We start from the raw sequence: 14,686 nt of genomic DNA on the forward strand, positions 1-14,686 counted from the left end.
TTTTGCAATGAATATATCAAAATTTAAAAAAATATACATTAGACTTCCTTGGCTTTGTTGCACAAAGATTTGAAATGCAAAGCGCCCCTAATTGAGCCAAATTTAAGGCGTAACTTGGGTAAGTGGTCGACCTAATTCCGTAAATCTGTTAAGGACTGCTACACGTGCATGGATCTCATTCACTTGGCTATCAAAACTCCTTGCACTGAGTTTATCTCCTAATAATTTGATGCAATGCATCTTGGTTTCCACCAAACTGCGGCGATGATAGCCTGACCATTTTTTCCATAATGTCCTGCCTAAACGTTTAACTGTTCGAAGTAATTCATTTCGCTCTAGCGAGCTACTCTTTGTATCTTTCCATGGTTTCGCATTTTTTCTAGGTGGAATCACCGCATGCGCTTGCCGATCTGCAATGACCTGACGGCATTGCTTGGTGTCATAAGCTCCATCGGTATAAACAGAGTCAATCCGCTCATCTTGTGGAATCTGATCAAGTAAATCACCAAGCACCTGTGAATCACTGACATTATTGGTTGTAAGCTGAACTGCTCGTATTTGCAGGGTTTTGGCATCTATACCAATATGTAGTTTACGCCACTGGCGACGATATTCAGGTCCATGTTTCTTGCGTTTCCATTCGCCCTCACCTAGAAACTTCATGCCTGTAGAGTCCATGAGTAGATGCAGCCCATCGCTACTTTTTTGGTAGCTGATTACAATATCAATATGCTTTTGTCTTCTACAAAGCGTGGTGTAATCTGGAGCTATCCAATTTAATCCGCAAAGTTTAATCAGACTTTGCACAAAGCCAGTAACCATACGTAAAGACAGACGGAATAAGGATTTAATCATTAAGCAGCATTGGATAGCTGCGTCGGAGTAGGTTTGATTTCGCCCTTGTTTGCCTTTTGATGGCGCATACCATTGCGTAGCAGGATCAAACCAAATGGCAATATTTCCGCGACTCATGAGTGCTCGGTTATATGCGGGCCAATTGGTTGTGCGGTAGATTTTGTGTGTAGGCTTCTTCATTTGAAAATTATATCGCTGAAAAACCCTTTACAGATAGGTTTGTGCAACAAAGCCGTCCAAAATATACAGCGGGATTTAGGTGTCCGATTATGGTCACGGTTACATGAGAACCATTTAATTGTAGTATCGTGTTATTGGGATGATCGACGAATAACAGGATAAGCGTAACTATCGCTTAAGCCAATTATCTTGCTGAGATGATTGGCTTTCTTTCTAACTTTTTTAATGGCACGCACTCTTCTTACCGATGATATCTGGCAGAAAATTCAAGATACTATGCGATTACATGGTTGCTACTGTTCAAAGAATAGTAAAAATATCATGGAAGCGATCTTATGGAAACTGCGTACAGGCGCCACATGGCGAGATATTCCCCAAGAATTTTGTCCTTGGCAAACTGCTTACAATCGCTTTAATCGTTGGGCAAGCAAGGGATTGTGGGATAAATTTTTTTTAGATTACGAGGCGTCCTGGATCAAGAATGGGTATTCATTGACGGAAGCTACATACGCGTGCATCAACATGCAAGTGGAGCTCGGCATGGTTTCAAAAGAGCAATTGGACAATCACGTGGTGGACGAACAACAAAAATACATCTTGCAACCGACGCGAATAGATTACCGATTGATTTTAAAATCACTGGGGGTGACGTCCACGACAGTCAAGTTGCAAAACAACTAATTGATACTGTAGATGAGGCAACTTATCTTATTGCTGATAAGGGATATGATGCTGGGCACATTAGAATATATGCCCAGAATAAGGATATGATTCCTATTATTCCAATAAGATCAAATAGGAAGAGGTCGAATAAGGAGTTTGATAAATATCTATATCAATTAAGGCATTTAGTTGAAAATGCATTTGCGAGATTAAAACATTTCCGTGCTATTGCCACCCGATTTGATAAGCTTGCACGAAATTATCAGTCTATAATCTACATTGCTTGCATATTTATTTGGTGCAAAGCCAAATGACCACACGCCCTAGTAATTAATAAAATTGTATTCATGTCTATTTAATGTAATCTTATAGTTTTGTTTCTGTAAAACAGAGGATTAATTCGTGTCAAAGCAAATTTTAATTTTAAAAGATGGCATTAAAACAACTTTAGAGGCTAGCCAAGTAGAAAATATTGTTCAGCAGTCGGAACAAATTGTTGTAAAGCTCAAGAATGGTGAGCAAATTATCCTATCTAAAAATGAAAAATTTTCTATTGATGTTTTGGAGAATAATGAAAGCATACTGCGACTAGATTCTTCTAATCTAGAAAGCCTGAGTGAATTAGAAAAATTTTTAGCACAGGAATCAAATTTTTGGTTCGATAATAAATTTATTACGTATGGTGGAGGTGGAATTTTAACAGCAGGGGTTGTGGCTGCAGCAAGTAGTGGTGGAGGTGGTAGTACATCAGGAGATATAACTCCCCCAACGATATTGACCCAAGAGCTTGCTGTAGACAATAAAACCGTAACAGGTATGACCGAAGCAAATGCGACAGTGATGGTGAGTTATAAAGGTAAAGTGATTGGCACTGCGGTTGCAGATGCTGAAGGCAAATACAGCATTACTTTAGATAAAGCCTATAGCAATGGTGAAAAGCTTGAAGTGATTGCGACCGATAAAGCTAATAACAGCACTGGACCAAATAGTATCACCGCACCAGATACGACAGCTCCTGTGAGCTTGACGCAAGTGATCAGTGCCGATGGTAAAACAGTGACAGGTCAAACCGAAGCAGGTGCAACAGTTACAGCAACGTATAATGGAAAAGTTGTTGGTAAAACGGTTGTGGGTACAGATGGTCAATATACATTGACCTTGAACCCAGCCTTCATCAATGGTGAAAGTCTGCAAGTCACGGCAACAGATAAAGCCAATAACAGCACCAAACCAAACACGATCATTGCACCGGATACGACAGCCCCAGCAACCTTGACCCAAGAGCTTGCTGTAGACAATAAAACCGTAACAGGTATGACCGAAGCGAATGCGACAGTGACGGTAAGCTATAACGGTAAAGTGATTGGCACTGCAGTTGCAGATGCAAACGGTAATTACAGCGTTACTTTAGATAAAGCCTATAGCAATGGTGAAAAGCTTGAAGTGATTGCGACCGATAAAGCTAATAACAGCACTGGACCAAATAGTATCACCGCACCAGATACGACAGCTCCTGTGAGCTTGACGCAAGTGATCAGTGCCGATGGTAAAACAGTGACAGGTCAAACCGAAGCAGGTGCAACAGTTACAGCAACGTATAATGGAAAAGTTGTTGGTAAAACGGTTGTGGGTACAGATGGTCAATATACATTGACCTTGAACCCAGCCTTCATCAATGGTGAAAGTCTGCAAGTCACGGCAACAGATAAAGCCAATAACAGCACCAAACCAAACACGATCATTGCACCGGATACGACAGCCCCAGCAACCTTGACGCAAGTATTGTCAGCAGACAATAAAACCGTAACAGGTACGACTGAAGCAAATGCAACGGTGACGGTAAGTTATAACGGTAAAGTGATTGGCACTGCAGTTGCAGGTACTGATGGCACATACAGCGTGACCTTGGACAAGGTATATAACAATGGTGAGAAGCTAGAGGTTATTGCAACAGACACAGCCAATAACAGTACAACACCAAATAGCATCATAGCGCCTGATAAAACAGCGCCAGCAAGCTTAACGCAAGCGATCAGTGCTGATGGTCAAACGATCACAGGTACAACTGAAGCTGGCGCAACAGTCACAGCAACATTCAATGGTCAAGTGGTTGGTACAGCGGTTGCAGGTACAGATGGTCAATACACATTGACACTGAATCCAGCCTTCATCAATGGTGAAAGTCTGCAAGTCACGGCAACAGATAAAGCCAATAACAGCACCAACCCAAACACGATCATTGCACCGGATACGACAGCCCCAGTGACATTGACGCAAGTATTGTCAGCAGACAACAAAACCGTAACAGGTACGACTGAAGCAAATGCAACGGTGACGGTAAGTTATAACGGTAAAGTGATTGGCACTGCAGTTGCAGGTACTGATGGCACATACAGCATTACTTTAGATAAAGCCTATAGCAATGGTGAAAAGCTTGAAGTGATTGCGACCGATAAAGCTAATAACAGCACTGGACCAAATAGTATCACCGCACCAGATACGACAGCTCCTGTGAGCTTGACGCAAGTGATCAGTGCCGATGGTAAAACAGTGACAGGTCAAACCGAAGCAGGTGCAACAGTTACAGCAACGTATAATGGAAAAGTTGTTGGTAAAACGGTTGTGGGTACAGATGGTCAATATACATTGACCTTGAACCCAGCCTTCATCAATGGTGAAAGTCTGCAAGTCACGGCAACAGATAAAGCCAATAACAGCACCAAACCAAACACGATCATTGCACCGGATACGACAGCCCCAGCAACCTTGACCCAAGAGCTTGCTGTAGACAATAAAACCGTAACAGGTATGACCGAAGCAAATGCGACAGTGATGGTGAGTTATAAAGGTAAAGTGATTGGCACTGCGGTTGCAGATGCTGAAGGCAAATACAGCATTACTTTAGATAAAGCCTATAGCAATGGTGAAAAGCTTGAAGTGATTGCGACCGATAAAGCTAATAACAGCACTGGACCAAATAGTATCACCGCACCAGATACGACAGCTCCTGTGAGCTTGACGCAAGTGATCAGTGCCGATGGTAAAACAGTGACAGGTCAAACCGAAGCAGGTGCAACAGTTACAGCAACGTATAATGGAAAAGTTGTTGGTAAAACGGTTGTGGGTACAGATGGTCAATATACATTGACCTTGAACCCAGCCTTCATCAATGGTGAAAGTCTGCAAGTCACGGCAACAGATAAAGCCAATAACAGCACCAAACCAAACACGATCATTGCACCGGATACGACAGCCCCAGCAACCTTGACCCAAGAGCTTGCTGTAGACAATAAAACCGTAACAGGTATGACCGAAGCAAATGCGACAGTGATGGTGAGTTATAAAGGTAAAGTGATTGGCACTGCGGTTGCAGATGCTGAAGGCAAATACAGCATTACTTTAGATAAAGCCTATAGCAATGGTGAAAAGCTTGAAGTGATTGCGACCGATAAAGCTAATAACAGCACTGGACCAAATAGTATCACCGCACCAGATACGACAGCTCCTGTGAGCTTGACGCAAGTGATCAGTGCCGATGGTAAAACAGTGACAGGTCAAACCGAAGCAGGTGCAACAGTTACAGCAACGTATAATGGAAAAGTTGTTGGTAAAACGGTTGTGGGTACAGATGGTCAATATACATTGACCTTGAACCCAGCCTTCATCAATGGTGAAAGTCTGCAAGTCACGGCAACAGATAAAGCCAATAACAGCACCAAACCAAACACGATCATTGCACCGGATACGACAGCCCCAGCAACCTTGACCCAAGAGCTTGCTGTAGACAATAAAACCGTAACAGGTATGACCGAAGCAAATGCGACAGTGATGGTGAGTTATAAAGGTAAAGTGATTGGCACTGCGGTTGCAGATGCTGAAGGCAAATACAGCATTACTTTAGATAAAGCCTATAGCAATGGTGAAAAGCTTGAAGTGATTGCGACCGATAAAGCTAATAACAGCACTGGACCAAATAGTATCACCGCACCAGATACGACAGCTCCTGTGAGCTTGACGCAAGTGATCAGTGCCGATGGTAAAACAGTGACAGGTCAAACCGAAGCAGGTGCAACAGTTACAGCAACGTATAATGGAAAAGTTGTTGGTAAAACGGTTGTGGGTACAGATGGTCAATATACATTGACCTTGAACCCAGCCTTCATCAATGGTGAAAGTCTGCAAGTCACGGCAACAGATAAAGCCAATAACAGCACCAAACCAAACACGATCATTGCACCGGATACGACAGCCCCAGCAACCTTGACGCAAGTATTGTCAGCAGACAATAAAACCGTAACAGGTATGACCGAAGCAAATGCGACAGTGATGGTGAGTTATAAAGGTAAAGTGATTGGCACTGCAGTTGCAGGTACTGATGGCACATACAGCGTGACCTTGGACAAAGTGTATAACAATGGTGAGAAACTTGAAATTATTGCTAAAGATCAGGCGGATAATGCAGTAACGAAAAACTTATATGCTCCAATTGCTCAGTTAGAAAATGCAGATGCACACTTTGAATTAGCTGAAATATTTGAAACACAGACGGTATTGAAAGATGACATCGTCTATAGTCAGCAAGATCAAAGCTCGATGTATATTTATGTTGATTTTGAAGTCACAGGTGAAAATTCATTAATTCTTCTCAGCTTAACTAACGCATCGGGCAGTATAAATGGTTCTTATAACTATAGTATCTATGGTAATGGGCTTAGTTCTACTGGTTCTCAATCACTTTCAAGTGTAGGTTTAACTTATCAAGAAGTGATTGTTGCTGAAGGGTTGGCACCTGGTCATTACACTTTACAGCTCGATGCATATTCTTGGAATACGGATTTTGAGTTAGTCGTAAAACAAGAAAAACTCGTAAATGAATTGGTGTTCGAAGGCTATGAAACTGTAGTCGGTCATATTTTTGCTGATGTAAATGGTAAAGTTTCAGCCCCACAAAGCTATATTCTAAAAGTAGGTGACCAAGAAATCCGAGTTGAAAATGGTAAGGGCGACGTAGAATCCATCACCTATCATACTCAGCATGGTTCTCTTACATTAAAAGCCAATGGTTCTTATACATATCAGTCAAGTTGGTCTGAATCAGGTTTAAATGCAAAAGGTTTGAATGATCAACTCAACATTCAAATTAGCAGTATGGATGGTCAGATCCAAAGTGATTATCAAGTTTATATCACCACGGATATTACACCACCTGTTGCTGGTGAATTGATCTTTACTGGTTTAGATGATTCTGGTATCTCGGAGATTGATGGTATCACGAATGATTCATCATTTGATTTGGCGATTCAAGGCAATGAGCTAAATAGTAAAGTCGAGTATCAGTATTCAACAGATGGTGGTGTGACTTGGACTAAATTTGATCGTCAATTTGATTATTGGGGTGATGGATTTAACTTCAATGAAGGTACATATAGCTTTAGAGCGAAAGTAACCGATTTTGTAGGCAATGAAAGCTACACCGATACGAAAACCATTACAGTTGATTTGACTGCACCTGAGTTGCAATCTGTATTTAGTTATGATGCGCAGAAAGATCAAGTCATTTTTAATGCGCCAACAGATGCATATGAGGTTTACAAATGGGTAAATGATGAATGGCAGGCTGTGAAGCTGAACAATACGGTAGGTTGGGATTCAGCCAAATATAAAATTGTTGCAACTGATGTAGCAGGAAATACAGCGGAACAAATTTTTAATATTGGATTGGCAACTGGTACTTACAAGCCTACAGATACCTCTGAAATTAATATTTTAAAAGGTACAGAGATTACTGATTGGATTTATGGTGGTTCAGGATCCGATATTTTGCTTGGTGGAGGTGGTCAAAGCTTCCTCTATGGTGAAGAAGGTGATGATATCTTAAATGCTCAAGGTGGAACGACATCGTCATTAAGAGGTGGTGAAGGTAGCGATACATATATTTTTGAAAAGGCAGATATCTATCAAGATGCAAATCAATTAATTACTATTATTGATAGTAATTCTGATCAAGATAAAAATGTTCTACAGCTTAAAGGTTATAGCACTTCAGAGGTAATTTTAAAACAGGCTGGTAGTACTCTAGAGATCTATGTCAATGGTTATAGTAAACCAATCGTTATTGAAAATCATCTATCTGATTTGAGCATTTATACAAATTACGGAATTAGTGAAATTCAATTCGATGACGGCACTATTTGGGATCGTGAAACCATCCTTGATATGTTAGTCAATAGAATTGATGGGACAGATCAGAATGATATCCTTATCGCTGAAGAAAGCGCTACGATCTATGGATATGATGGAGATGACTATTTAGAAGCAAAAGGTCCAAATAGTTATGTTTATGGCGGTAATGGTAACGATACTTTGGTAGGTAACTCGTACGATTTAGGGCTGTTTGATAATGATGACCATCTTTATGGTGGCGCTGGCGATGATATTTTACTCGGTGGTGGTGGTCAGAGCTTCCTATATGGTGAAGAGGGTGATGATATCTTGAATGCTCAAGGCGGAACGACTTCAGCATTAAGAGGTGGTGAAGGTAGCGATACATATATTTTTGAAAAGGCAGATATCTATCAAGATGCAAATCAATTAATTACTATTATTGATAGTAATTCTGATCAAGATAAAAATGTTCTACAGCTTAAAGGTTATAGCACTTCAGAGGTAATTTTAAAACAGGCTGGTAGTACTCTAGAGATCTATGTCAATGGTTATAGCAAACCGTTAAAGGTTGAAAATCATTTGTCTGATCTAGAAATTTATAAAAATTATGGGATCAGTGAAATCGAATTTGATGATGGTACTATTTGGGATCGTGAAACCATCTTAAATAAAGTCAGTGCGCCTCAACATGCACAGTTCTCAATAGGTGAAGAATCGCTACATGATGTATTGAGTGTAGAAGATGCTGATTTATTCGATCATTCTGCTGATGAGATGTTATTCAATGAGAACCTAGTGACATCATTGTTAATTGAATCAACTGATAACGAAATTGACTTAACTCCATTTGTTGATGATGTAACTGCAACGACTGTATCAGCATCGGGTGTTGATGCCGCTACATTAGTTAGTAATTATCGAGTAGATGTGTATGATGATCTGTTGATGCCAAATACAATGAGCATCTAATATTGGTCAGTTTTAAGTAACCCGAATCCTGCTTAAGCCGATGATTCCATAATTTGAATTATTGGCTTATTCCTTCCGATGGGTTAATTGATATGCACATAACGAAGCATATATTCCGCTAAGGAATCCATGAATACTACGTGCTCTACTCGTTACTAAATTGTATTGACCTTTCAATAAGCTAAATAACCCGAATCGCGGATAAGAAATGGACTTGAAAAACAGAAGGACTACAGCCATCAGTTGAGTTACCACACAAAACAGAGGTGGATCAGGAAATTTGAACAACACCGGCTTTGTTGCACAAACCTATCTGTAAAGGCTTTTTCAGCGATATAATTTCCAAATGAATAAGCCTACACAGAAAATCTACCGCACAACCAATTGGCCCGCATATAACCGAGCACTCATGAGTCGCGGAAATATTGCCATTTGGTTTGATCCTGCTACGCAATGGTATGCGCCATCAAAAGGCAAACAAGGGCGAAATCAAACCTACTCCGACGCAGCCATCCAATGCTGCTTAATGATTAAATCCTTATTCCGTCTATCTTTACGTATGGTCACTGGCTTTGTGCAAAGTCTGATTAAACTTTGCGGATTAAATTGGACCGCACCAGATTACAGTACGCTTTGTAGAAGACAAAAGCATATTGATATTGCAATCAGCTACCAAAAAAGTAGCGATGGGCTGCATCTACTCGTAGACTCTACAGGCATGAAGTTTCTAGGTGAGGGCGAATGGAAACGCAAGAAACATGGAGCTGAATATCGTCGCCAATGGCGTAAACTACATATTGGTATAGATGCCAAAACCCTACAAATACGCGCTATTCAGCTCACAACCAATAATGTCAGTGATTCACAGGTGCTTGGTGATTTACTTAATCAGATTCCACAAGATGAGCAGATTGACTCTGTTTATACCGATGGAGCTTATGACACCAAGCAATGCCGTCAGGTCATTGCAGATCGGCAAGCACATGCGGTGATTCCACCTAGAAAAAATGCGAAACCATGGAAAGATACAAAGAGTAGCTCGCTAGAGCGAAATGAATTACTTCGAACAGTTAAACGTTTAGGCAGGACATTATGGAAAAAATGGTCAGGCTATCATCGCCGCAGTTTGGTGGAAACCAAGATGCATTGCATCAAATTATTAGGCGATAAATTAATGGCAAGAAGCTTTCCTAGTCAGGTGAATGAAATTCATGCACGTGTAGCAGTCCTCAACAGATTTACGGAATTAGGTCGACCACTTACCCAAGTTACGCCTTAAATTTGGCTCAATTAGGGGCGCTTTGCATTTCAAATCTTTGTGCAACAAAGCCTAGTGAAACTCAAAAATTAAAAGAATTGAGAAAGCAGTTGATCGAGAATGAATCAAGAAATCCTTTAAATATTCAAAAGAACAAACTAAAAAAGAGTTAATTTTTTTGATAAAACAGGCTGAATTCATTAATGAGTTAACTTTATCTTACCCAGAATTTTGCTATTCAATAAAAAAATATAGAGAAGAAATTGATTATCAGATTGATTATTGCAACCTAAAAATAAAAACAATAGATAAGATTATTAAAATACACAACAGATGATTTCTAATAAAAATTTAATAAAAATAAACATTTATAACAGTTACTATATTAACTCGGATCATGGATAAGGATTTTTTCCAAAATCATAAGATAGAGGCTCTATCTGTATCTTTCATTTTAGATGAAATTAAAGCTGCAAGGGTTATTCAAGAATTTCCCAGCGAGCAACCTCTAAGCAAAGAAAGAAATTTTTCCTAAACTCCCTCACTCTCCATTAAAGCTGATATTTCTAGCTTGAATTTGGATCAGTATATTTTTGGATACTTAGAACCTATGACGATGATAAGCTTACTTCAACCTAAATTCATCTAATGTTACTGGATTAAAGTTTTCATCAAACATACACTGATCAGCTCGTTCTTTTTTCATGTCGCCAAGGCATAAAAAAACATTTCTCTCTAAATAAAGCATATTTCCATACTTTCATATTACTAAATGATGAAATTGCTTCTATCTATGAAAAATTAAACATTGAAAATTCACATTTTTGGAAGATCGTATGAAATTACAGTGGGGATATTACGATCATGCAAATTTATGCCGTTGCAATCTATACATAATTTTTGAAAGTTGTTTTTTAATACAAGAAATTGAGCATTAAATTTAGAACTTTTGTATTTTGAGTTAAAAGCCATAAACTCAAAATCCAGTTGAAAAAAGACTTACAACACTTCCTGAAGCTAATTAAGTTTAAATTGTGTTTACATTTATAGAAGATAAATAGCTAAATTCTGGTTATAAATACAGTTACAAAGGTTTCCACTAACAAACAAACTTCTAAAAAATCTTACATGTTTACATTAAAACAAGCTATTAAATAAAAATCTTTTAAAAAACATGCATATTATAGCCTACTTATTACATTTACATTAGAGAAAAAGGAATATAAGGCATCGCTAAAACGGTCACATAAGACAATTTTCCCAGCTTCTAATGCGGGCAGAATCACTTGTGCCAGATGCTGGGCACGCGCCGCATACATCAATAACAGCTCGGTATCATGCGCCATGGCTTCTTCATGGTTCACAGCCAGCAACAGCGAGCGAATCTGCTCAGCCATCGGGGTTCCACCGGGTTCACGAGTCAAAATAACATCTTTGCCCTGTGCGATAAAATCTTCATAGATCGAACGAATGAGCGTGGTTTTACCTACACCTTCTGTGCCTTCAAAGCTAATAAACATACTCATTCCTTATTTTTCGAGCGTAAAATCGTCAGATATTCCTGTACGGCTTTATTGTGGTCATTCAGATTGCTCGTGAATTTATGCCCACCATTACCGGTAGCGACAAAATACAGGTTGTCAGAATTATCCGGATGCATGGCTGCTTCAATGGCTTTCTTGCTTGGCAAGGCAATCGGTGTTGGCGGCAAACCTGAAATGGTATAGGTGTTATACGGCGTCGGTGTGCGTAAATCCTTGCGAGTAATATTGCCGTTATAGCTGTCACCCATGCCATAAATCACTGTTGGATCGGTCTGTAAACGCATGCCAATTTTTAAACGGCGTACAAATACCCCAGAAACCTGTTCCAATTCACGATCCACACTGGTCTCTTTTTCAATGATTGAGGCCATGATCAGCGCGTCATATTTATTCTGATACGGCAGATCAGTTGCACGCTTCGCCCACGCCTCATCCAGTGCTTTCATCTGGCGCTGATACAGATTGGTCAGAATTTTACGGTCAGTTTCACCTTTGGCAAAGAAATAAGTATCCGGTGCAAACAGCCCTTCAGGATGTGAAAACGGAATATTCAATTCTTTGAGTAATTGCTCAGTAGGCAGATGCAGTACTTCTTTGGTGACTAAATCATTTTTCTTCAGGGCATCAATCAGTTGCTTAAAGGTCGTGCCTTCAATTACCAGAATCCGGCTCATCTGGGCATTGTCTGCATCGGAAATCATCTCCAAGACCTGACGGATGCTCATGCCTTGGCGTACTTCATACACGCCCGCTTTCATGGTGTCATGAATCATGATGCGCTGATACAGCTTGAGAATGATCGGGAAACTCACCTGATCTTCTGTGGCCAGACGATCAATAAAACCGGAATAGGTTTGACCAGATTCGATCGCGAGCAGCTGTTTTTTTCCTTCTACAGGATAATCCTTCCACAAACTGCTTTTCAGGATCAACGCCAAGATCAAAACAATCCCCATCAGGACCAAGGCAATTCCTTTGAAAGATGAGGAGAATCTCGCTTTATTTTTCTTTTTGGCTTTAGGTTTGGAAGCTGACATATTAAGACATCTGGTTTAATCGAAGACGGTTAAAAAGTTCAATACAAGCATTGCCATCCAAGGCGCGCTGCTCAAATTGTGTGACAATTTTCATCGGGCTGAGTGCATTGCAGAAAAACAGACTCCGAATATGGGAAATTTCATCCATACCGATATATCGTTGCTCATAGACAATACCCTGATCTTGCATACGTTGTAGAATTTCTGCACGCATGACACCGAAGACGCCATTATAACGGAGTTCTGGCGTAATCCATGTATTCTTTATAAGAATGAAACAATTACTGCTCACCCCTTCGACAATGCCACCTTGTACATCTGTCACTATTGCCTCAGGCCAGCCGCGTTGATCTGCTTCCTGTTTCAGTAAAACCTGCTCCAGGCGGTTCAGGGTTTTCAGTCCAACCAGACTGGGCATAGTCAATCCCACTGCCTGCTGCAATACGCCACTTTGAATCTGTTCAAACTTAAAATCCTGTACGGTTTGAGGATAATAAAATAGCCAGAGATCTGCAGGATGATCCGGCAAGCTATAACCGCGCTGACCAATTCCACGACTCAGCACGATTTTCAATGTGCCATTCAGTTCATGTTCTGATGCACGTAAAATCTGTAAGCTTTCTGCAATCAGATCAAGATTGGCATTCAGGCTTAATTTCTGATTGCTAATGTGCAAACGTGCCAGATGACGATCATATAATTCAATCCGGTTATGCCGAATCCGGGCCGTGGTAAAACAGCCATCACCATAATGAAAGCCACGATCCAGCACATCTATCTGGCTGACCTGTTGGGCATTTTTTAAATACAGCATATTTTGCAGCCTCTAAAATGAAAAATTGAGCAGTCAGATTCAGGCTTCACCTATATATCTTTTTTACTCACATCCAATTCTTTTTTAATTATTTTTTATGCAAAAAAACTCAAGCTATTCTTGCCTCATCTAACAAAAGCTAAAAAACTTGAGGAAAAAATGAGCATTCGTAAATTAAAAATTGGGGTATTGGCAGCACTGGTATCAGCAAGCGCTTTTAGTGTCTCTGCAAAAGATTTCCTAAACGTTTCATATGACCCGACTCGTGAATTATATGACAATTTCAATAAGGAATTCAGCGCATACTGGAAAAAAACCACCGGTCAGGATATTAACTATAAACAGTCACATGGCGGTTCAGGCAAACAGGCACGTGCCGTGATTGACGGACTGGGTGCCGATGTTGTAACACTGGCACTGGCAGCAGATATTGATGAAATTGCAGAACGTGGTTTGCTGCCTAAAGACTGGCAAAAGAAATTCCCGCAGAATTCGACACCCTATACTTCAACCATCGTTTTTCTTGTACGTAAAGGCAATCCAAAAGGAATCAAAGACTGGGGAGACCTGGTTAAACCAGGCGTAGACATTATTACCCCGAACCCAAAAACTTCAGGTGGTGCACGCTGGAATTATCTGGCTGCCTGGGCGTGGGCCAAACACCAGAAAGGTGGCAATGATGCCAAAGCACAAGACTTTGTCCGTCAAATCTACAAACAAACCAAAGTACTGGATTCGGGTGCACGTGGTGCTACCACGACTTTCGCTGAACGCGGGATTGGGGATGTATTACTGGCTTGGGAAAATGAAGCACATTTGGCCGTCCGCGAACAGCCGGGAAAATTTGAAATCATTACTCCTTCTCTGTCTATTCTGGCTGAACCACCCGTGGCAATCGTAGAAAAAAATGCCAAGAAAGATGGTAATGAACATCTGGCCAAAGCCTATTTAAATTACCTCTATTCACCTGCTGGACAGACTGTGGCGGCGAAAAACTTTTACCGTCCACGTAATGCGAATGTATTAAAGCAATACAGTACCGTATTCAAGTCCTTAAAACTGGTCACCATTGATAAAGAATTTGGTGGCTGGACCAAGGTTCAGAAACAGCATTTTGACAATGGTGGTGTGTTTGATCAGATTGTCAAAACCAATCACGCAAAATAATACTTTAAATGCAGTTCATTATGGCCTTTATTCA

The 14,686-nt window shown here is 40.4% G+C and carries 7 protein-coding genes and 3 pseudogenes; 5 read left to right on the plus strand and 5 right to left on the minus strand.

Features of this window, described 5'->3' with window-relative positions; translation table 11 throughout:
- Nucleotides 1-102 precede the first annotated feature (102 nt).
- Entirely contained in the window at nucleotides 103-1,035 is a 933-nt protein-coding gene (locus HGD77_RS10460; RefSeq protein ID WP_168730818.1) for an IS5 family transposase, read from the minus strand.
- Between the two features lie 45 nt (nucleotides 1,036-1,080).
- On the opposite strand from HGD77_RS10460, the pseudogene HGD77_RS17240 reads away from it, so the two are divergent.
- From HGD77_RS17240 to HGD77_RS10470, 3 genes and pseudogenes are all read left to right on the plus strand, one after another.
- A pseudogene (locus tag HGD77_RS17240) lies at nucleotides 1,081-1,197 on the plus strand (ATP-binding protein); the annotation flags it as partial.
- Between the two features lie 63 nt (nucleotides 1,198-1,260).
- Nucleotides 1,261-2,012 (plus strand): IS5 family transposase gene (locus HGD77_RS10465; protein WP_415877826.1). Its coding sequence is split into 2 segments (ribosomal slippage): nucleotides 1,261-1,495 and nucleotides 1,495-2,012, totalling 753 coding nucleotides; the frame shifts between segments, so codons are not numbered across the junction.
- 88 nt (nucleotides 2,013-2,100) lie between these two features.
- Nucleotides 2,101-8,832: an Ig-like domain-containing protein gene (locus HGD77_RS10470; protein ID WP_168730819.1), complete on the plus strand. Its 6,732-nt coding sequence runs from the start codon at nucleotides 2,101-2,103 to the stop codon at nucleotides 8,830-8,832.
- A gap of 32 nt (nucleotides 8,833-8,864) precedes the next feature.
- On the opposite strand, the pseudogene HGD77_RS10475 reads toward HGD77_RS10470, so the two are convergent.
- Nucleotides 8,865-9,021, minus strand: a pseudogene (locus HGD77_RS10475) (IS982 family transposase); the annotation flags it as partial.
- Between the two features lie 157 nt (nucleotides 9,022-9,178).
- Between HGD77_RS10475 and HGD77_RS10480 the strand changes: the two are divergent.
- Entirely contained in the window at nucleotides 9,179-10,111 is a 933-nt protein-coding gene (locus tag HGD77_RS10480; protein WP_081408502.1) for an IS5-like element IS17 family transposase, read from the plus strand.
- A gap of 1,193 nt (nucleotides 10,112-11,304) precedes the next feature.
- On the opposite strand, the pseudogene tmk reads toward HGD77_RS10480, so the two are convergent.
- From tmk to pabC, 3 genes and pseudogenes are all read right to left on the minus strand, one after another.
- A pseudogene (gene tmk, locus HGD77_RS10485) lies at nucleotides 11,305-11,610 on the minus strand (dTMP kinase); the annotation flags it as partial.
- Between the two features lie 2 nt (nucleotides 11,611-11,612).
- Nucleotides 11,613-12,671, minus strand: coding sequence for an endolytic transglycosylase MltG (mltG, locus tag HGD77_RS10490; protein WP_004279071.1), 1,059 nt, complete (start codon nucleotides 12,669-12,671; stop codon nucleotides 11,613-11,615).
- 1 nt (nucleotide 12,672) lies between these two features.
- Nucleotides 12,673-13,485, minus strand: a complete 813-nt coding sequence (gene pabC, locus HGD77_RS10495) for an aminodeoxychorismate lyase (protein ID WP_004279072.1) — start codon at nucleotides 13,483-13,485, stop codon at nucleotides 12,673-12,675.
- Between the two features lie 159 nt (nucleotides 13,486-13,644).
- Between pabC and HGD77_RS10500 the strand changes: the two genes are divergently transcribed.
- Entirely contained in the window at nucleotides 13,645-14,652 is a 1,008-nt protein-coding gene (locus HGD77_RS10500; protein WP_004279073.1) for a sulfate ABC transporter substrate-binding protein, read from the plus strand.
- Nucleotides 14,653-14,686: the final 34 nt, after the last annotated feature.

Origin of the sequence: Acinetobacter sp. NEB149 (genome assembly GCF_012516415.1) — a bacterium.
In the GTDB taxonomy this organism is placed as follows: Bacteria; Pseudomonadota; Gammaproteobacteria; order Pseudomonadales; family Moraxellaceae; genus Acinetobacter; species Acinetobacter lwoffii_V.

Bases quoted from the DNA above. Each gene is read 5' to 3' on its own strand.
- HGD77_RS10460 (WP_168730818.1), bottom strand. From the start codon at position 1,035: ATGAAGAAGCCTACACACAAAATCTACCGCACAACCAATTGGCCCGCA.
- HGD77_RS10480 (WP_081408502.1), top strand. From the start codon at position 9,179: ATGAATAAGCCTACACAGAAAATCTACCGCACAACCAATTGGCCCGCA.
- mltG (WP_004279071.1), bottom strand. From the start codon at position 12,671: ATGTCAGCTTCCAAACCTAAAGCCAAAAAGAAAAATAAAGCGAGATTC.
- pabC (WP_004279072.1), bottom strand. From the start codon at position 13,485: ATGCTGTATTTAAAAAATGCCCAACAGGTCAGCCAGATAGATGTGCTG.
- HGD77_RS10500 (WP_004279073.1), top strand. From the start codon at position 13,645: ATGAGCATTCGTAAATTAAAAATTGGGGTATTGGCAGCACTGGTATCA.